The organism is Pseudomonas cichorii (assembly GCF_015471405.1).
Classification (GTDB): domain Bacteria; phylum Pseudomonadota; class Gammaproteobacteria; order Pseudomonadales; family Pseudomonadaceae; genus Aquipseudomonas; species Aquipseudomonas serbiensis.
Genome location: NZ_BLVZ01000002.1, coordinates 1 through 18,005 on the forward strand (window position 1 = coordinate 1; position 18,005 = coordinate 18,005).

The following is an 18,005-nucleotide window of genomic DNA, read 5'->3' on the forward strand; positions in this document are numbered from 1 at the left end:
GCCCACAAAAAAGGGCGACCGAAGTCGCCCTTTTTCATGGTCAAGCAGAACTTAGTTCTGTTTTTCCATTTGCGCGCGCAGCAGGTCACCAATAGTGGTTGGACCAGTGCTTTCAGCAGCTTCAGGCTTGCTACGCAGGCTCTGGATAGCTTCTTTCTCGTCTTCAACGTCTTTCGACTTGATGGACAGGCTGATTACGCGGCTCTTGCGGTCAACGCTGATGATCTTGGCTTCGATCTCTTCGCCTTCTTTCAGAACGTTACGCGCGTCTTCAACGCGGTCACGGCTGATTTCGGAGGCTTTGAGGGTAGCTTCGATGTCGTCGGCCAGAGTGATGATGGCGCCTTTGGCGTCAACTTCTTTAACGGTACCGCGAACGATAGCGCCTTTGTCATTGACAGTGACGTACTCGGAGAACGGATCGCTTTCCAGTTGCTTGATACCCAGGGAGATACGCTCACGCTCTGGATCAACAGACAGGATTACGGTGTCGAGCTCGTCGCCCTTCTTGAAGCGACGTACGGCTTCTTCGCCCACTTCGTTCCAGGAGATGTCGGACAGGTGAACCAGGCCGTCGATGCCGCCGTCCAGACCAATGAAGATACCGAAATCGGTGATCGACTTGATGGTGCCGGAGATTTTATCGCCCTTGTTGAACTGGCCAGAGAAATCTTCCCACGGGTTCGATTTGCACTGCTTGATGCCCAAGGAGATACGACGACGCTCTTCGTCGATGTCCAGAACCATGACTTCCACTTCGTCGCCAACCTGAACGACTTTGGACGGGTGGATGTTCTTGTTGGTCCAGTCCATTTCGGAAACGTGTACCAGGCCTTCCACGCCTTCTTCCAGCTCTGCGAAGCAGCCGTAGTCGGTCAGGTTGGTTACACGCGCGGTAACGCGGGTGCTTTCCGGGTAACGAGCCTTGATAGCAACCCATGGGTCTTCGCCCAGTTGCTTCAGACCCAGGGAAACACGATTGCGCTCGCGATCGTACTTCAGGACTTTTACATCGATCTCATCGCCAACATTGACGATTTCCGATGGATGCTTGATACGCTTCCAGGCCATGTCGGTGATGTGCAGCAGGCCATCGACGCCACCCAGATCGACGAATGCGCCGTAATCGGTGAGGTTCTTGACGATACCTTTGACTTGCTGACCTTCCTGCAGGGACTCGAGCAGTGCTTCGCGCTCTGCACTGTTCTCGGCTTCCAGGACGCTGCGACGGGAAACGACAACGTTGTTGCGCTTCTGGTCCAGCTTGATGACCTTGAACTCGAGCTCTTTGCCTTCCAGGTGCGTGGTGTCGCGCACTGGACGGACGTCAACCAGAGAACCTGGCAGGAACGCACGGATGCCGTTAACGTCGACAGTGAAGCCGCCTTTAACCTTACCGTTGATAACGCCCTTGACCACTTCTTCAGCTGCGAAAGCCGCTTCCAGAACAATCCAGCACTCGGCGCGCTTGGCTTTTTCGCGGGACAGCTTGGTTTCGCCAAAGCCGTCTTCTACCGCGTCCAGCGCAACGTGAACTTCGTCACCGACCTTGATGGTCAGCTCGCCAGCGTCGTTGTAGAACTGCTCGAGCGGGATGACGCCTTCGGACTTCAGGCCAGCGTGTACAGTTACCCAGTCGCCGTCGATGTCGACAACGATACCGGTAATGATGGCGCCCGGCTGAAGGTTCAGGGTTTTTAGGCTTTCTTCAAAAAGTTCTGCAAAGCTTTCGCTCATTTTAATTCCTGTTGATCAAGGGCGAAGAATACGCCCATCTGCCACGTCCCAGACAACGTGGGTTTCGTTCATGTAAAAGGAAGCTGGCAGGACTAAATCTGGTCGCCTGTGCAGCTCCTTGATCACCCGGCGATATCGCGTAGCGCGACCTCACTCAGAATGCGTTCCAGCACCTGCTCGATGGATAACTCGGTGGAATCCAGCTGTATGGCGTCATGCGCCGGCTTTAGCGGAGCTACCGCTCGCTGGGTGTCGCGCTCATCGCGCGCACATATCTCATCTAGCAGACTCGACAGACTAACATCATCACCCTTGGCCTTCAACTGCAAGTAACGACGACGTGCACGCTCCTCGGCACTGGCAGTGAGAAAAATCTTCAGGGGCGCGTCGGGAAACACCACCGTTCCCATGTCGCGGCCATCGGCAACGAGCCCCGGCTCTTCCTGAAACGCACGCTGGCGCTGCAACAACGCATCACGCACTGCGGGCAAGGAAGCAACCTGCGAGGCACCGCTGCCAATCTGCTCGTTACGGATGGCATGGGTAACATCCTCACCCTCAAGGATGATGCGCTGCCCCTGACCACCGGAAGTCGTCTCGAACTGCACATCAAGATGTGCCGCCAGCAGCTTCAGCGCCTCTTCATTGGTCAGATCGACACCGTGGTTGCGTGCCGCAAAGGCCAGCAAACGGTAAAGAGCGCCGGAATCGAGCAGACACCAGCCCAGATGCTTGGCAAGCAAACCGGCAACAGTGCCCTTCCCCGAGCCGCTAGGGCCGTCGATGGTTATAACGGGTGCTTTGATTTTCACTTTTGATCCTCTTGCGCGACACGCATACCGACTTGAGCGCACAGCGCCAGAAAATTGGGAAACGATGTGGCGACGTTCGCACAATCGTGGATACGGATCGGTGCCGATGCCCGCAATGATGCAACACTGAATGCCATTGCAATGCGGTGATCGCCATGAGCATCGATCTCGGCACCGCCCATGGAACCGCCTTCAATAATAATGCCATCCGGCGTCGGCTCAACCTTGATACCCAACGCCAGCAGACCGTCGGCCATGGCCTGAATCCGGTCAGACTCCTTGACTCGCAACTCCTGGGCACCGCGCAGGACAGTGCGCCCCTGGGCACAGGCCGCTGCAATGAACAGCACCGGAAACTCGTCGATGGCCAACGGCACCAGCGCTTCCGGGATATCTACACCTTTCAGGGAAGCAGAGCGCACGCGCAGGTCCGCAACAGGCTCACCTCCCACTTCACGCGGGTTTTCCAGGGTGATATCACCGCCCATCAGGCGAAGAATATCAATAACACCTGAACGTGTCGGATTGACGCCCACATGTTCAAGCAGCAGCTCGGAACCCTCGGTAATCGAGGCCGCCACCATGAAAAACGCTGCCGATGAAATATCCGCCGGCACTTCTATACGGGTCGCGACCAGTTTATGCCCGGACTCGACCGAAACCTTGTTGCCCTCGACCGACAGCGGATAGCCGAAGCCACGCAGCATGCGCTCGGTATGATCGCGTGTGAGTGCCGGCTCGCTGACCACTGTCTCGCCGTGTGCATACAAACCGGCCAGCAACAGGCAGGATTTGACCTGCGCACTGGCCATTGGCGTAGTGTAGGCTCGACCCGAGAGTTTTCCTGCACCATGAATGGTCAGTGGCGGACGGCCATCGGCAGCCGTTTCGATGACAGCACCCATTTCACGCAAAGGATCGACCACACGACTCATGGGGCGCCTGGAGAGCGAGGCATCGCCCGTCAGGGTACTGTCGAAATCCTGCGCGGCCAGCAGCCCCGACAGCAGACGCATGGAGGTTCCGGAATTCCCCAGATAGATCGGGCCGGGCGCAGCTTTCAGGCCGCGCATGCCGACACCATGGATCGTCACGCGACCATGATGCGGGCCTTCGATCACCACGCCCATGTCACGGAAGGCCTGCAAGGTCGCCAGCGCATCCTCGCCTTCAAGAAAACCTTCGACCTCGGTGGTGCCTTCAGCCAGAGAACCCAGCATGATCGAGCGGTGGGAGATGGATTTGTCACCCGGCACTCGAACATTGCCGCTGACACGGCCTCCGGGGCTGGCAACAAAGACCAGATCATCCGTGCTGGTAGGCTCTACATAGGCGCGACGGGCGAGAATCTTGCCGAAGTGCTCCCGGGCAACACGGGCACGGGTAAACACGCCCAGCAACTGATGCCCATCGCCTGTATCCACAGCTTCACGCAAGGCATCGAGGTCGCTGCGGAATGTATCCAGCGTTCGCAGCACCGCCTCGCGGTTGGCCAGAAAGATATCGTGCCACATCACCGGATCACTGCCTGCGATGCGGGTGAAATCACGAAAGCCGCCTGCTGCGTACCTGAATATCTCCAGGTTCTCGTTACGCTTGGCCAGAGAATCCACCAGACCGAATGCCAGCAAATGCGGCAAGTGACTGGTCGCGGCCAGCACCTCATCGTGACGCTCGACCTGCATGTGCTCGACATCGGCACCCAGTACCGACCAGAGGCGATCAACCAGCGCAACGGCATCGGGATCGGTCTCGGCCAACGGCGTCAGGATCACCTTATGCCGCCGGAACAGCTCGGAATTCGACGCCTCGACACCACTCTGCTCGGAACCCGCAATCGGGTGCCCCGGCACGAAACGGGTCGGCATATGGCCGAACGCAAGCCGCGCAGCCCTGACCACATTGCCCTTGGCACTGCCGACATCCGTCAGGATGGCATTGCCAAGATCAAGGGGAGCCAGCAGCGCAAGCAGCTTTTCCATCGCCAGAATAGGAACTGCAAGCTGAATGACATCAGCGCCACGACAAGCGGCAGCCAGATCATCCTCGCAACGATCCACAACCCCCAACTCAACGGCCAGCTTGCGTGAGCGCGGGTCAAGATCGACCCCCACCACCTCACGGCACAGACCGCTTTCGCGAACACCTTTGGCAAAGGAGCCGCCGATCAAACCCAGACCGACGACCACAAGCCGACCAATAACAGGTCGAACGGACTGCACCGACGTGAAATCAACCACGCGCAGAAACCTTGTGACTGACACCCGCGCAAGGCGAACGTGTTTGCACACCCGGCAGCGCCGGAGTGAAGAAATCGCTGCTCATGTATCGTCTCTTCAAAGAACCGCTTTCGGGTAGGAACCCAGCACCTTCAGTGCAACGGCTTCATGACTGATCTTCTCCAGCACCGCCTTGACCAGCGGATCCTGGTGGTGCCCCACGAAATCGATGAAGAACACATAAGTCCACTTGCCACTGCGCGAAGGACGGGTTTCGATGCGGGTCAGGTCCAGCCCGTTCTCATGGAACGGCACCAGCAGCTCATGCAAGGCACCCGGCTTGTTGCTCATCGACACAATGATCGAGGTCTTGTCGTCACCGGTCGGCGGCACTTCCTGATTACCGATGATCAGGAACCGCGTGGAATTGTCGGGACGATCTTCGATCTTCTCGGCCAGACGTGTCAGACCATACAGGCTGGCTGCCATGTCTCCGGCAATGGCGGCGGAATTCCACTCGCTCTTGACCCGCTTGGCCGCTTCGGCGTTGCTGGCGACAGCGACACGCTCGACATTCGGGTAATGGGCGTCCAGCCACTTGCGGCATTGAGCCAGCGACTGGGCATGGGAATAGATGCGGGTAATGCTTTGAGTCTTGGTGCTCTCACCGACCAGCAAATGGTGGTGAATACGCAACTCGACCTCGCCACAGATGACCATGTCGTGTTCGAGGAAGCTGTCGAGGGTGTGATTGACCGCGCCCTCGGTGGAGTTTTCCACCGGCACGACGCCGAAATTCACTGCACCGGCAACCACTTCGCGGAACACTTCATCGATAGCTGCCATGGGCAGACTGATGACGGCATGCCCGAAATGCTTCATGGCCGCGGCCTGGGTAAACGTCCCTTCAGGCCCCAGATAAGCGACCTTCAGCGGCTGCTCCAGCGCCAGGCAGGAAGACATGATTTCGCGGAACAGACGCGCCATCTCTTCGTTACTCAGCGGACCACGGTTGCGATCCATGACACGCTTGAGAACCTGAGCCTCACGCTCCGGGCGATAGAACACAGGCACTTCGCCTTCCGCCAGCGAGGACATTTTCACCCGCGCCACTTCCTGCGCGCAGCGAGCGCGCTCGCTGATCAACTCCAGAACCTTTTCGTCCAGGCTGTCGATGCGGACTCGCAGCGCCTTGAGTTCTTGCTCGGACATCAGCCGTGTTCCTTCTCGAAGTCTTTCATGTAGGTCACCAGCGCATTGACTGCATTGATGTCGACAGCATTGTAGATGGAAGCACGCATGCCGCCGACCGAGCGATGGCCCTTGAGGTTGAGCAGGCCATTGGCATCGGCACCCGCCAGGAACGGCTTGTCCAGGCGATCATCGGCCAGACGGAACGGCACGTTCATCCAGGAGCGATCGGGCTTGTTGATCGGGTTGCTGTACAGCTCGCTGGCATCGATGAAGTCATACAGGGTGCGCTTCTTGACTTCATTGAGCTTGCCGATGGCTTCGACGCCACCCTGCTCCTTGAGCCACTCAAAGACCAGACCCGACAGATACCAGGCCAGGGTCGGCGGCGTGTTGTACATCGAACCGTTATCGGCTGCGACCTTGTAGTCGAGCATGGTCGGGCAGAGCGCACGGGCACGACCGAGCAAGTCTTCACGAATGATGACGACGACGATGCCGCTCGGGCCGATGTTCTTCTGGGCGCCGGCGTAGATCATTCCGAAGCGCGAAACGTCCACCGGACGGGAAAGAATGTCGGAGGACATGTCCGCGACCAGCGGAACGTCGCCGGTTTCCGGAATCCAGTCGAACTCCAGGCCACCGATGGTTTCGTTCGGCGCGTAATGAACGTAGGCAGCGTCCCTGGACAGCTTCCACTCGTTCTGGCCAGGAATGGCAAAGTAGTCGTAGGGCTTGGCGCTGGCGGCGACATTGACCGTACCGTAGCGCGAAGCCTCTTCAATTGCCTTCTGCGACCAGATGCCGGTATCAATGTAGTCGGCCTTGCCGTTTTCCGGCAACAGGTTCAGGGCGATCTGGGCAAACTGCTGGCTGGCACCGCCTTGCAGGAACAGCACCTTGTAGTTCGAGGGGATGGTCAGCAGGTCGCGAAGATCCTGCTCGGCCTTGATGGCGATGGAGACGAACTCATCGCTGCGATGGCTCATCTCCATCACGGACAGGCCCTTGCCGTGCCAGTCCAGAAGCTCCGCCTGGGCACGCAACAGAACCGCTTCAGGAAGCGCAGCAGGGCCTGCGCAAAAGTTAAAGGCTCGCTTGCTCATATCCACTCTCGTCAAATGCGTTGGGTCTTACGCGCTTCTTTGTCGAAGCAGGCCGGACAGCTGTTGGCCACTTCTGCAGGAATACGTATTCGGCCACACGACCGAATGTCGCAAGGGCTGAGTCACCTGTAATGCACATGCATTCACAGACGAGCCAGCCCTTACCGGATTTACGTTACAACTCAGCCTTGAGATTCGTCATCGTCAGTCGCTGCATCGACTTGCAGGTCGTCAGCATCATCCGGCTCGACAACGGTGCCATCCACGATTTCACCGTCAATCTCTTCGCCTTCAACTTCCGATGGCTCCTGGACACGCTCCAGACCCACCAGGGTTTCGTCGCTGGCAAGCTTGATCAAGGTGACGCCCTGAGTGTTGCGATCCAGTCGGGACACTTCGTCGACACGGGTACGAACCAGCGTGCCCTGATCGGAAATCAGCATGATTTCCTCGCCTTCCTGAACCTGCACAGCGCCGATCAGCTTCCCGTTACGCCCCTTGGTGACCATGGCGATAACGCCCTGACCGCCACGACCGCGACGCGGGAACTTGCTCAGCAAGGTCCGCTTGCCGAAACCACGCTCGGAGGCCGTGAGAATCTGTGCGCCCGACTCGGGGATCAGCATGGAAATCAGTCGGCCCTTGCCGATCTTCATCCCGCGCACACCGCGAGCACCACGACCCATCTGACGAACATCGCTCTCGGCGAAGCGGATAACCTTGCCCGCGTCGGAGAACAGCATGACTTCCTTGGCGCCGTCGGTGATCGCAACAGCGATCAGGGTGTCGCCTTCCTTCAGTTTCAGGGCGATCAGGCCGCTGGAACGAGGACGGGAGAACTGTGCCAGAGGCGTCTTCTTGACCGTACCGAAGGCTGTAGCCATGAAGATATAGGCGCCAGTCGGCTCGGCAACCAGCTCAGGAGTGTCACCGTCTTCTTCGTCGACTTCCTCGGCCTCGACAACTTCACCTTCGATCACCGCATCTTCGGCATCTTCCAGCTCGTCATCGGCACCCGAACTCTGTTGCAGCGCCTCAAGATCGATCGGCAGCATGGCGGTGATGTACTCACCTTCGTCCAGCGGCAGCAGGTTGACCAAAGGACGTCCGCGAGCAGCACGGGATGCTTCCGGAATTTCGTAAGTCTTGAGCCAGTAGACCTTGCCCTTGCTGGAGAACATCAGCAGCGTGGTATGGCTGTTGGCGACCAGCAGGTGAGCGATGTAGTCCTCATCCTTGACGCCGGTAGCCGACTTGCCTTTACCGCCACGGCGCTGAGCCTGATAGACCGCCAATGGCTGGGTCTTGGCATAGCCGCCGTGGGAGATGGTGACAACCCGCTCTTCTTCGGTGATCAGGTCACCCAGAGTCAGGTCCAGACGCGCATCGAGAATCTCGGTGCGGCGCACATCGCCATATTCGGAACGAATCAGCTCCAGCTCTTCGCGGATCACTTCCATCAGGCGCGTGGCGCTGCCGAGGATGCGGATCAGCTCGCCGATCTGGCCGAGGATTTCCTGATACTCGGTGAGCAGTTTTTCATGTTCCAGGCCGGTCAGACGGTGCAGACGCAACTCAAGAATCGCCTGTGCCTGTTCTGGCGACAGGAAATACTTGCCATCACGCAGACCGTACTGCGGATCGAGGTTCTCCGGACGGCAGGAATCAGCACCGGCACGCTCGACCATTTCAACCACTGCGCTGGATTCCCAGGGAGTGCTGACCAGTGCTTCCTTGGCTTCAGCCGAAGACGGCGAGGCCTTGATAAGGGCGATGACCGGGTCGATGTTCGACAAGGCAACGGCCTGACCTTCGAGAATATGCCCGCGCTCACGCGCCTTGCGCAGCTCGAAGACGGTACGGCGGGTAACCACTTCACGACGGTGACGAACGAACGCTTCCAGCAGATCCTTGAGGTTGAGGATTCGCGGGCGGCCGTCGATCAACGCAACGATGTTGATACCGAACACGCTTTGCAACTGGGTCTGGGCGTAGAGGTTGTTGAGGATGACCTCAGGAACCTCGCCACGGCGCAGCTCGATGACCACGCGCATACCGTCCTTGTCGGACTCGTCGCGCAGCTCGGTGATACCTTCGAGTTTCTTCTCTTTTACCAGCTCGGCGATCTTCTCGATCAGGCGGGCCTTGTTCAACTGGTACGGCAGCTCGGTGATGACGATCTGCTGGCGACCGCCCACCTTGTCGATATCCTCGACGATCGAACGGGCACGCATGTAAATGCGGCCACGACCGGTGCGATAGGCCTCGATGATGCCGGCACGGCCGTTGATGATCCCCGCTGTCGGGAAATCCGGGCCGGGAATGTACTGCATCAACTCATCGACAGTGACTTCGGGGTTGTCGATCAGGGCCAGACAGCCATCAATGACTTCACCGAGGTTGTGCGGCGGGATGTTGGTCGCCATGCCCACGGCAATACCGCTGGAACCGTTGACCAGCAGGTTGGGAATACGGGTCGGCATGACCGCCGGGATCTGCTCGGTGCCGTCATAGTTCGGCACCCAGTCCACGGTTTCCTTGTGCAGGTCGGCCAGCAGCTCGTGAGCCAGCTTGGTCATGCGCACTTCGGTGTATCGCATCGCCGCGGCGTTGTCGCCGTCGACCGAACCGAAGTTGCCCTGACCGTCTACCAGCAGGTAGCGAAGCGAAAATGGCTGCGCCATACGAACGATGGTGTCGTAGACAGCGGTATCGCCATGCGGGTGGTACTTACCGATTACGTCACCAACCACACGAGCGGATTTCTTGTACGGTTTGTTCCAGTCGTTACCCAGCTCGCTCATTGCGTACAGCACACGCCGGTGCACGGGCTTCAAGCCATCGCGCGCATCCGGCAGTGCTCGCCCGACGATCACGCTCATCGCGTAGTCGAGGTAGGACTGTTTCAGCTCGTCTTCGATATTGACCGGGAGGATTTCTTTGGCCAGTTCGCCCATGAGAAGCCTGATTCCTTTTTCTGGTGAAACCTCGTACATCCATACGGGATAGACGAAGCTCGCCGCCGCCGGCATTTGCCAGGCAACGACTTACGACAAATCAACGAGTTATGCCATGGATCTGCGCAGTAAGGGCGACTACTGATAGCGCCGTTGGAAACCGCCGGATATTACCACAATCGCTGTCACGCTCCTATCCTTTGAAAGCGCTGAAAACAAGCCGCCCCGAACGAGGGAGCGGCCAGACTGCGAAACGATCAATGCAAGTGCTTGCGGCTCATGAGCTGGGCCATCTTGGCGGTATCAGGACGCTCGACGATGCCCTTTTCGGTCACGATGGCGTCGATCAGATCGGCCGGCGTCACATCGAACACCGGATTGAAGGCCTCGACATCAGCCCCCACGCGATGACCACCCACTTCGAGCAGTTCACGCCCGTCACGCTCTTCAATGACAATGTCTTCGCCGCTGGGCATATCCATATCAATCGTAGAGCTTGGCGCCACGACCATGAAACGCACGCCGTGGTGCATGGCCGCAACGGCCAGCTGATAAGTGCCGATCTTGTTGGCCACATCGCCATTGGCGGTAATGCGGTCGGCACCGACGATGACCCAGGTAATGCCCTTGGTACGCATCAGATGCGCGGCTGCGGAGTCGGCATTGAGGGTGACCGGAATCCCCTCGTTCGCCAATTCCCAGGCCGTCAGACGCGAACCTTGCAGCCAGGGCCGGGTTTCGTCGGCATAAACATGCTCGATCATGCCTTCAAGATGCGCGGCACGGATCACGCCCAGCGCAGTACCAAAGCCGCCCGTCGCCAGGGCGCCCGTATTGCAATGGGTCAGGACTGCCTGCAGGTTGCCCTGATGCTTGCGAATGAGATCCGCCCCCAACTGCGCCATGGTCAGATTGGCTTCACGGTCGCTCAGATGGATCGCCACGGCTTCGGCTTCCAGAACAGCCAGAGGGTCATCCCCTTCCTTGAGCCGTTGCAGGCGGTCGCGCATCCGGTTCAGCGCCCAGAAAAGATTGACGGCCGTGGGGCGCGAATCCGCGAGCAGCGAGAAGTCTTCCTCCAGCGCTGCCTGCCAGTCACCACCCGCCGCGAACCTCGCACGCGCGCCCAGCACAACGCCATAGGCTGCCGCGATACCGATTGCAGGCGCGCCGCGCACTACCATCGAGCGAATCGCTTCGGCCACTGCCGCAGCACCGTTATAAGCGTGCCAGGTTTCCTCGAACGGCAGCACACGCTGATCCAGGAGATACAGAGTGTCATCTCGCCAATCGATGGCCTTTACCTTCTCCGCAGCCAATAGCCGATCGCGCATTACCACCCACTCCATCTCGAAAATCCAAAGCCCGGAATCAAAAGGGGACGATTATAGCGAGCCGACCGCGAAGGTGCTCGGGTATACTTCGCCATTATTGCAATAAGCTCTGGAAGCCCTGACATGCCGAACGCAACAGCACCGCTCGACCTCCTGCTCCTGCCCAGCTGGCTGGTGCCGGTCGAACCTGCAGGCGTGGTACTCAAGGATCATGGACTCGGCATCCGCGATGGCTGCATCGTTTATATAGGCCCCAGAGCCGAGGCATTGAAACACAACGCCCTGCACGTGCAGGAGTTGCCCGGCATGCTGCTCACGCCAGGACTGATCAATGCCCACGGCCACGCGGCAATGACCCTTTTCCGCGGTCTGGCCGATGATATGCCGCTGATGACCTGGCTGCAGGACCATATCTGGCCTTCCGAAGGCAAATGGGTCACCGAAGACTTTGTACGCGATGGCACGGACCTGGCCATTGCCGAACAGATCAAGGGCGGCATCACCTGCTTCTCGGACATGTACTTCTACCCCAAGGTTGCCGCAGACCGGGCCCATAGCAGCGGTATCCGCGCCCAGATCACCGTGCCGGTGCTGGACTTCCCGATTCCGGGAGCCAGGACCACCGACGAATCCCTGCACATCGGGGTCGAGCTGTTCAACGACCTGATTCATCACCCGCGCATCAAGATTGCCTTCGGCCCACATGCGCCCTACACCGTCAGCGACGAAAATCTGGAAAAGGTCCGGGTCATCGCGGACGAACTCGACGCCATGATTCAGATGCATGTGCATGAAACAGCCTTCGAGGTCGAGCAATCCCTCGAACAACGCCAGGAACGCCCACTGGCGCGACTGAACCGCCTCGGCATGCTGGGGCCGCGCTTCCAGGCCGTACATATGACGCAAATCAGCGACGACGACCTGGCTTTACTGGTAGAAAGCAACTCCAGCGTACTGCATTGCCCGGAATCCAACCTGAAACTGGCCAGTGGCTTCTGCCCGGTGGAGCGCCTGTGGCAAGCCGGCGTCAACGTTGCGGTGGGAACCGATGGCGCAGCCAGTAACAATGACCTGGACCTGCTCGGCGAAACACGCACTGCGGCCTTGCTGGCCAAGGCTGTCGCGGGCTCGGCAACAGCGCTGGATGCGCATCGGGCATTGCGCATGGCGACCCTGAACGGCGCACGCGCCCTGGGCATCCAGGCCGAGACGGGCTCGCTGGAAATCGGCAAGGCGGCCGATATCGTCGCGTTCGATCTTTCCAGGCTGGAGCAGCAACCGATCTATGATCCAGTGTCACAGCTTATATACGCCACCGGCCGCGACTGCGTGAGCCATGTCTGGGTGGCCGGCAAGCAATTGCTCGACAATCGCCGCCTGACACGAATGGACGAATCGGCGCTACGCGAGACCGCGATTGCCTGGGGCAAACGCATTGGCGGCGCAAACTGAATACATGAAGGCCTGGCCTGTCTGATCGCCGGGCCTCTGAAAACGAATTTCAAGTTCAAGAGGTAACCCCCATGAGCAACGTCGACCGCGCAGAAATCGCCAAATTCGAGGCACTGGCACATCGTTGGTGGGATCGTGAAAGCGAATTCAAGCCGCTGCACGATATCAATCCGCTTCGGGTCAACTGGATCGACGAACGGGTCAATCTGGCGGGCAAGAAAGTGCTCGACGTCGGTTGTGGCGGCGGCATTCTCAGCGAGGCCATGGCCCAGCGCGGCGCTACCGTGACCGGCATCGACATGGGCGAAGCCCCATTGGCCGTGGCCCAGTTGCATCAGCTCGAATCCGGCGTGAATGTCGAGTACCGTCAGATCACCGCCGAAGACCTGGCCGAAGAAATGCCCGAGCAGTTCGATGTGGTGACCTGCCTGGAAATGCTGGAGCACGTACCGGACCCTTCTTCCGTGATCCGCGCCTGCTATCGCATGGTCAAGCCCGGCGGCCAGGTGTTCTTCTCCACCATCAACCGCAACCCCAAGGCTTACCTGTTCGCGATTGTCGGCGCCGAATACATCATGGGCCTGCTGCCACGCGGCACACATGACTTCAAGAAATTCATCCGCCCGTCGGAGCTGGGTGCCTGGAGCCGCGATGCCGGCCTGCAGGTCAAGGACATCATCGGCCTGACCTACAACCCGCTGACCAAGCACTACAAGCTGGCCTCGGATGTAGACGTCAACTACATGATCCAGACACTGCGGGAGGCATAAGGCATGCGCTTGAGAGCGGTTCTATTCGACATGGACGGCACATTGCTCGACACCGCACCGGACTTCATCGCCATTTCCCAGGCGATGCTGGCCGATCGTGGCCTGCCAGCAGTCCCGGACAAGCTGATTCGCGATGAAATCTCGGGCGGCGCCAAGGCCATGGTCGCGGCAACCTTTGCCATGTCCCCGCAGGATCCGGCCTTCGAGGCCCTGCGCCTTGAGTTTCTGGAGCGCTACCAACGTGATTGCGCGGTCCACAGCCGACTCTTCGACGGCATGGCAGAGCTGCTGGCCGACATTGAAAAGGCCGGCCTGATCTGGGGCGTTGTGACCAACAAGCCCGTGCGTTTCGCCCAACCGATCATGGAGCAGCTCGACCTGGCCCAACGCTCGGCGCTGCTGATCTGCCCCGACCATGTGACCTACAGCAAACCTCACCCGGAGCCACTGATCCTGGCTTGCAGCCAGCTTGATCTGGACCCGGCCAGCGTGCTGTTCGTGGGCGATGATCTGCGCGACATCGAGTCCGGTCGCGATGCCGGCACCCGGACTGCCGCCGTGCGTTACGGCTATATCCACCCCAACGACAACCCCGATCACTGGGGCGCCGATGTGGTTGTGGATCATCCGCTGGACCTGCGCAAGGTTCTGGATAACGCGCTGTGCAGTTGCTGACAGCGGCTTGAGCCTTATTTACAGCTACAGAGGTTTCTCATGTTCGATTACTCCGCTCGCCCTGAACTGCTCAAGGACCGGGTAATTCTGGTCACCGGCGCAGGTCGCGGCATCGGCGCAGCGGCAGCAAAGACCTATGCAGCCCATGGCGCTACGGTTTTACTGCTGGGCAAGACCGAAGCCAACCTGACTCAGGTGTATGACGAGATAGAAGCAGCAGGCCATCCTCAGCCTGTGGTCATTCCGTTCAATCTGGAAACCGCCCTGCCCCATCAATACGATGAACTGGCGGCGATGATCGAAACCGAATTCGGCCATCTCGACGGCCTGCTGCACAATGCCTCGATCATCGGCCCGCGCACGCCCGTGGAGCAGTTGTCAGGCGAAAACTTCATGCGCGTCATGCATATCAACGTCAATGCGATGTTCATGCTCACCAGCACCTTGCTGCCACTGCTCAAACTGTCCGCCGATGCTTCAGTGGTATTCACCTCCAGCAGCGTCGGTCGCAAGGGACGCGCCTATTGGGGTGCCTATGGTGTGTCGAAGTTCGCCACCGAAGGGCTGATGCAGACGCTGGCCGACGAACTGGATACCGTCGCGCCGGTCCGCGCCAACAGCATCAACCCCGGAGCAACCCGCACCAGCATGCGTGCGCAGGCCTATCCTGGGGAAAACCCCATGGACAACCCGACACCCGAGGAAATCATGCCGGTCTATCTGTACCTGATGGGTCCAGACAGCACGGGCATCAACGGCCAGGCATTCAACGCGCAATAAAGCCCGGCGCCAAAGAAGCCTGCCTTGGCGGAAATCCGTCACGGCAGGCTTTTTCATGAAGGCGCCAAGTCAAAAAATCGTCAATTCTTTTTCAGAACCTCTTCAAGCTCTTAAATAAACAATAAAATTCAACACGTTATAAACATACCAACAACATGGCACGACTTTCGCTCTAGCCCTCACAAGCCAGCAACGATGTGATAGGAGTGAAGCCATGAGTTCTCCGACCGGCCCCCAGGCAATTGATTTCGATACTGCAAAATTGCAAAGGCAGGGCTTTCGCAATCGACCAGCGGCTTCTCTTCCTCCTGTAGACCTGCCCAGACTCACCCAGCAACTGAGCCTGCAATTACAAAGCAGCCTGGAAGCGGAAAAAATTTTCGGCATGTTCTTTCGTGGGGTTCAGCGTCTTGTGCCGCTATCCGCACTGATCTATGAACACCCCCGCAGCGACCTGCATATGCAACTGGGCGAAGACGCAGAGCACAAGGCTCATTACACGCTGCGTCACAAGAACGAATGCCTGGGCTATCTGGTGTTCCAGCGCTCCAACGCCTTCAGCGAACAGGAACTGAGCGAACTTGAATCACTCATGACCTGCCTGCTCTACCCCATGAAAAATGCCCTGCTTTATCGTATCGCCATGCAAAGCGCGCTACGCGACCCATTGACCAACACCGGCAACCGGATCGCGATGGACCAGAACCTGCTGCGGGAAACCGAAGTGTCGCATCGCAACAAGCAGCCGCTTTCACTGCTGATGCTGGATATCGACCACTTCAAGAACGTCAACGATAACTACGGCCACAAGACCGGCGACGAAGTGCTTCGCATCATCGCCCATACGCTCAAGGCTCAGTTGCGCAACATAGACCGGGTGTTCAGGTATGGCGGAGAGGAATTTGTGATCGTGCTTGCCAACACCGATCGCGATTGTGCGGCAATGGTCGGTGAGCGTCTGCGCCAGGCCGTGCTGGAACTGGAGTTCCACGAGTGCAATACCGCACTCAACATCACCATAAGCCTGGGCTGCTCGACCTTGCTGCCCGCAGAGTCCGCCGACAGCCTGCTGCGCCGCGCCGACAACGCCCTGTATGTCGCCAAGCGCGAAGGCCGTAATCGCCTGACAATGGCAGGCTGATTGCCGATGCATGAGCGCCCCCTCGAAACGAAGGGGGCACAAGGGCAAGTGCAACAGGTTATGCACTCAAACGTGAGATTACGTCATCAAGGCCTGCTGAAAGACCGCGCAAGTCATGACTGGCACTTTGAGTACGTTTGACGTTGTCCTGATTGGTTACGGCGATAGCGGTAATTTCAGTCAGGTTACGCGAGATATCTTCTGCCACTGACGTCTGCTCCTCGGCAGCAGTGGCGATCTGGCGGTTCATGTCACGGATGTTTTCCACTGCCACAGTGATGCGCTGCAAGGTTGCACCGGCATGAGTGACCTGCTCGACACTCTCCTCACTACGGGCCTGACCGCCCTGAATGGCCAGCACCGCATCGGTAGCGCCGGTCTGCACCGAACTGATGATCTGATTGATCTCGGCCGTGGACACAGCGGTACGTTGCGCCAGGGTACGCACTTCGTCGGCCACCACCGCAAAACCACGTCCGGCATCTCCGGCACGCGCGGCTTCGATGGCCGCATTGAGCGCCAGCAGGTTGGTCTGCTCGGCGATGCCACGAATCACTTCCAGCACCTTGCCGATTCGACCGCTGTCTGTTTCCAGGCGCTGAATGACATTGGCGGTGGAGGAAATTTCATTGCGCATGCGGGTTATGGTGGCAATGGTCGACTGCATGACCTTCTCGCCATCCTGCGCGCTGTGATCGGCGTCATCCGCCGCACGCGCCGCGTCCGCAGCATGCCTGGCGACTTCCTGAGCCGTTGCCGACATTTCAGTCATGGCTGTGGCAACCTGATCGGTACGCTCAAATTGCTCATGAGTGCCTTGAGCCATCAGCGCAGCAATGGCATTCAATTCCCCGCCAGCAGCGTCCAGTTCAGTGGTGCTGCGCTTCAGGCGATTGAAGGTGTCGGCCAGAAAATCGCGCAAGGTATTGGCGGCCACAGCCAAACGACCCAGTTCGTCCTGGCGCACTACCTCGACACGCGCACCAAACTTGCCTTCGCTCAACTGAGCCACATACTCGATCAGCATGCGAATCGGCGCGACCAGGTTGCGATTGACCATCCACAGCGCCAGTAATCCGACCAGCAGAGCAGAGGCCAGCATTACCGTAGCACCAACCAATATGGTCTGGTCAGCCTCTTTGCTGATCGCAACCGACTGGGCATCACTGGATTTGTGCAGTTGATCTACCAGACTGGCCATCTGCTCGCTGGTCGGGCGATCCACGCCCTTGACCGCGGCATCGCCGACCGAAGCATCACCACCAGCAGCCACGAATGCATCACGACCCGTGCGGTAGGAAGCGCCCAGGGTTCGATGCTCCTGCTGCAGCCTCTGAACCTGATTTTTCAGCGCAGCGTCCGTACCTTTCATATCAACGAGCTGGCCCAGCGTGCCCTGCACCTTGCGCTCCTGCTCTTCAAACTGAGCCCAGAACTTGTCTCGCTCCGCAGGAGTCTTGCCACGCAGCAGTACGTTTTTCCACTCCTGAACCTGGACCTTGAACTGAAGGTTGGCTTCGTCGACCAGTTGTGAAGCACGGATCGGGCCTTCAAGCAGGCTGCGATAGGACTGCACGTTATCGGAAAGGAAATTGAAACAAGCCAGCGCGATGACCAGCACCAGCGCAAGGCTGCCGCCGAGCAAGCCAAGAATTTGGAGCCTCAGGGATTTGGACATGATGATGATCTCTGGAGAACACGGATCTGCGAAGGTGTGCAGATAGATGGCAGGCCACATCCCTGTACAACCGTTTTCAATCCGGTGTGTATGCCCTATGAGATCCCCATCGGCGTAAGCCGGTCTTTCTTTAAAAAGAGCGACGACTGGAAG

13 protein-coding genes are annotated in these 18,005 nt (G+C 58.7%); 5 read left to right on the forward strand and 8 right to left on the reverse strand.

From position 1 onward, the window contains the following. Nucleotides 1–51: 51 nt before the first annotated feature. The 7 genes from rpsA to mtnA all read right to left on the reverse strand — a co-directional run bounded on the left by rpsA (nucleotide 52) and on the right by mtnA (nucleotide 11,356). Entirely contained in the window at nucleotides 52–1,737 is a 1,686-nt protein-coding gene (gene rpsA / locus JL015_RS01930; RefSeq protein WP_025261287.1) for a 30S ribosomal protein S1, read from the reverse strand. Nucleotides 1,738–1,859: 122 nt separating this feature from the next. Continuing rightward, nucleotides 1,860–2,549 carry a (d)CMP kinase gene (cmk, locus tag JL015_RS01935; RefSeq protein ID WP_200999928.1) on the reverse strand — a complete coding sequence of 230 codons (690 nt, stop codon included), beginning with the start codon at nucleotides 2,547–2,549 and terminating at the stop codon, nucleotides 1,860–1,862. Beyond that, entirely contained in the window at nucleotides 2,546–4,789 is a 2,244-nt protein-coding gene (locus JL015_RS01940; RefSeq protein WP_201017225.1) for a bifunctional prephenate dehydrogenase/3-phosphoshikimate 1-carboxyvinyltransferase, read from the reverse strand. Before JL015_RS01940 ends, cmk begins: the two co-directional genes overlap by 4 nt. Nucleotides 4,790–4,885: 96 nt before the next feature. Continuing rightward, complete coding sequence (gene pheA / locus JL015_RS01945) at nucleotides 4,886–5,980, reverse strand: prephenate dehydratase (RefSeq protein WP_200999930.1); 1,095 nt, start codon at nucleotides 5,978–5,980, stop codon at nucleotides 4,886–4,888. Beyond that, nucleotides 5,980–7,065 (reverse strand): 3-phosphoserine/phosphohydroxythreonine transaminase, encoded by a 1,086-nt coding sequence (gene serC / locus JL015_RS01950; protein ID WP_201017226.1) that lies wholly within the window; start codon nucleotides 7,063–7,065, stop codon nucleotides 5,980–5,982. Before serC ends, pheA begins: the two co-directional genes overlap by 1 nt. Nucleotides 7,066–7,247: 182 nt before the next feature. Next, nucleotides 7,248–10,022, reverse strand: a complete 2,775-nt coding sequence (gene gyrA, locus JL015_RS01955; RefSeq protein WP_200999932.1) for a DNA gyrase subunit A — start codon at nucleotides 10,020–10,022, stop codon at nucleotides 7,248–7,250. 257 nt (nucleotides 10,023–10,279) lie between these two features. Continuing rightward, on the reverse strand, nucleotides 10,280–11,356 hold the full coding sequence (gene mtnA, locus JL015_RS01960) for an S-methyl-5-thioribose-1-phosphate isomerase (protein WP_201017227.1): 1,077 nt from the start codon (nucleotides 11,354–11,356) through the stop codon (nucleotides 10,280–10,282). 123 nt (nucleotides 11,357–11,479) lie between these two features. Here mtnA and JL015_RS01965 point away from each other — a divergent pair, with 123 nt between their 5' ends. From JL015_RS01965 to JL015_RS01985, 5 genes are all read left to right on the forward strand, one after another. Next, nucleotides 11,480–12,808, forward strand: coding sequence for a TRZ/ATZ family hydrolase (locus JL015_RS01965; protein ID WP_200999934.1), 1,329 nt, complete (start codon nucleotides 11,480–11,482; stop codon nucleotides 12,806–12,808). Between the two features lie 71 nt (nucleotides 12,809–12,879). Further along, nucleotides 12,880–13,578: a bifunctional 2-polyprenyl-6-hydroxyphenol methylase/3-demethylubiquinol 3-O-methyltransferase UbiG gene (ubiG, locus tag JL015_RS01970; RefSeq protein WP_200999935.1), complete on the forward strand. Its 699-nt coding sequence runs from the start codon at nucleotides 12,880–12,882 to the stop codon at nucleotides 13,576–13,578. Nucleotides 13,579–13,581: 3 nt separating this feature from the next. Further along, nucleotides 13,582–14,253, forward strand: coding sequence for an N-acetylmuramic acid 6-phosphate phosphatase MupP (gene mupP, locus JL015_RS01975; RefSeq protein ID WP_200999936.1), 672 nt, complete (start codon nucleotides 13,582–13,584; stop codon nucleotides 14,251–14,253). Nucleotides 14,254–14,292: 39 nt separating this feature from the next. Then, entirely contained in the window at nucleotides 14,293–15,033 is a 741-nt protein-coding gene (locus tag JL015_RS01980) for a YciK family oxidoreductase (protein ID WP_201017228.1), read from the forward strand. A 214-nt stretch (nucleotides 15,034–15,247) separates the two neighbouring features. After that, entirely contained in the window at nucleotides 15,248–16,174 is a 927-nt protein-coding gene (locus JL015_RS01985; RefSeq protein ID WP_200999938.1) for a GGDEF domain-containing protein, read from the forward strand. 58 nt (nucleotides 16,175–16,232) lie between these two features. Here the strand turns inward: JL015_RS01985 and JL015_RS01990 are convergent, their stop codons facing one another. Next, a complete protein-coding gene (locus JL015_RS01990; protein ID WP_201017229.1) occupies nucleotides 16,233–17,852 on the reverse strand; it encodes a methyl-accepting chemotaxis protein in 1,620 nt (539 codons plus the stop codon). Nucleotides 17,853–18,005: the final 153 nt, after the last annotated feature.

Coding starts and splice junctions, on each gene's coding strand:
- rpsA (WP_025261287.1), bottom strand. CDS start 1,737: ATGAGCGAAAGCTTTGCAGAACTTTTTGAAGAAAGCCTAAAAACCCTG.
- pheA (WP_200999930.1), bottom strand. CDS start 5,980: ATGTCCGAGCAAGAACTCAAGGCGCTGCGAGTCCGCATCGACAGCCTG.
- serC (WP_201017226.1), bottom strand. CDS start 7,065: ATGAGCAAGCGAGCCTTTAACTTTTGCGCAGGCCCTGCTGCGCTTCCT.
- gyrA (WP_200999932.1), bottom strand. CDS start 10,022: ATGGGCGAACTGGCCAAAGAAATCCTCCCGGTCAATATCGAAGACGAG.
- mtnA (WP_201017227.1), bottom strand. CDS start 11,356: ATGCGCGATCGGCTATTGGCTGCGGAGAAGGTAAAGGCCATCGATTGG.
- JL015_RS01965 (WP_200999934.1), top strand. CDS start 11,480: ATGCCGAACGCAACAGCACCGCTCGACCTCCTGCTCCTGCCCAGCTGG.
- ubiG (WP_200999935.1), top strand. CDS start 12,880: ATGAGCAACGTCGACCGCGCAGAAATCGCCAAATTCGAGGCACTGGCA.
- mupP (WP_200999936.1), top strand. CDS start 13,582: ATGCGCTTGAGAGCGGTTCTATTCGACATGGACGGCACATTGCTCGAC.
- JL015_RS01980 (WP_201017228.1), top strand. CDS start 14,293: ATGTTCGATTACTCCGCTCGCCCTGAACTGCTCAAGGACCGGGTAATT.
- JL015_RS01985 (WP_200999938.1), top strand. CDS start 15,248: ATGAGTTCTCCGACCGGCCCCCAGGCAATTGATTTCGATACTGCAAAA.
- JL015_RS01990 (WP_201017229.1), bottom strand. CDS start 17,852: ATGTCCAAATCCCTGAGGCTCCAAATTCTTGGCTTGCTCGGCGGCAGC.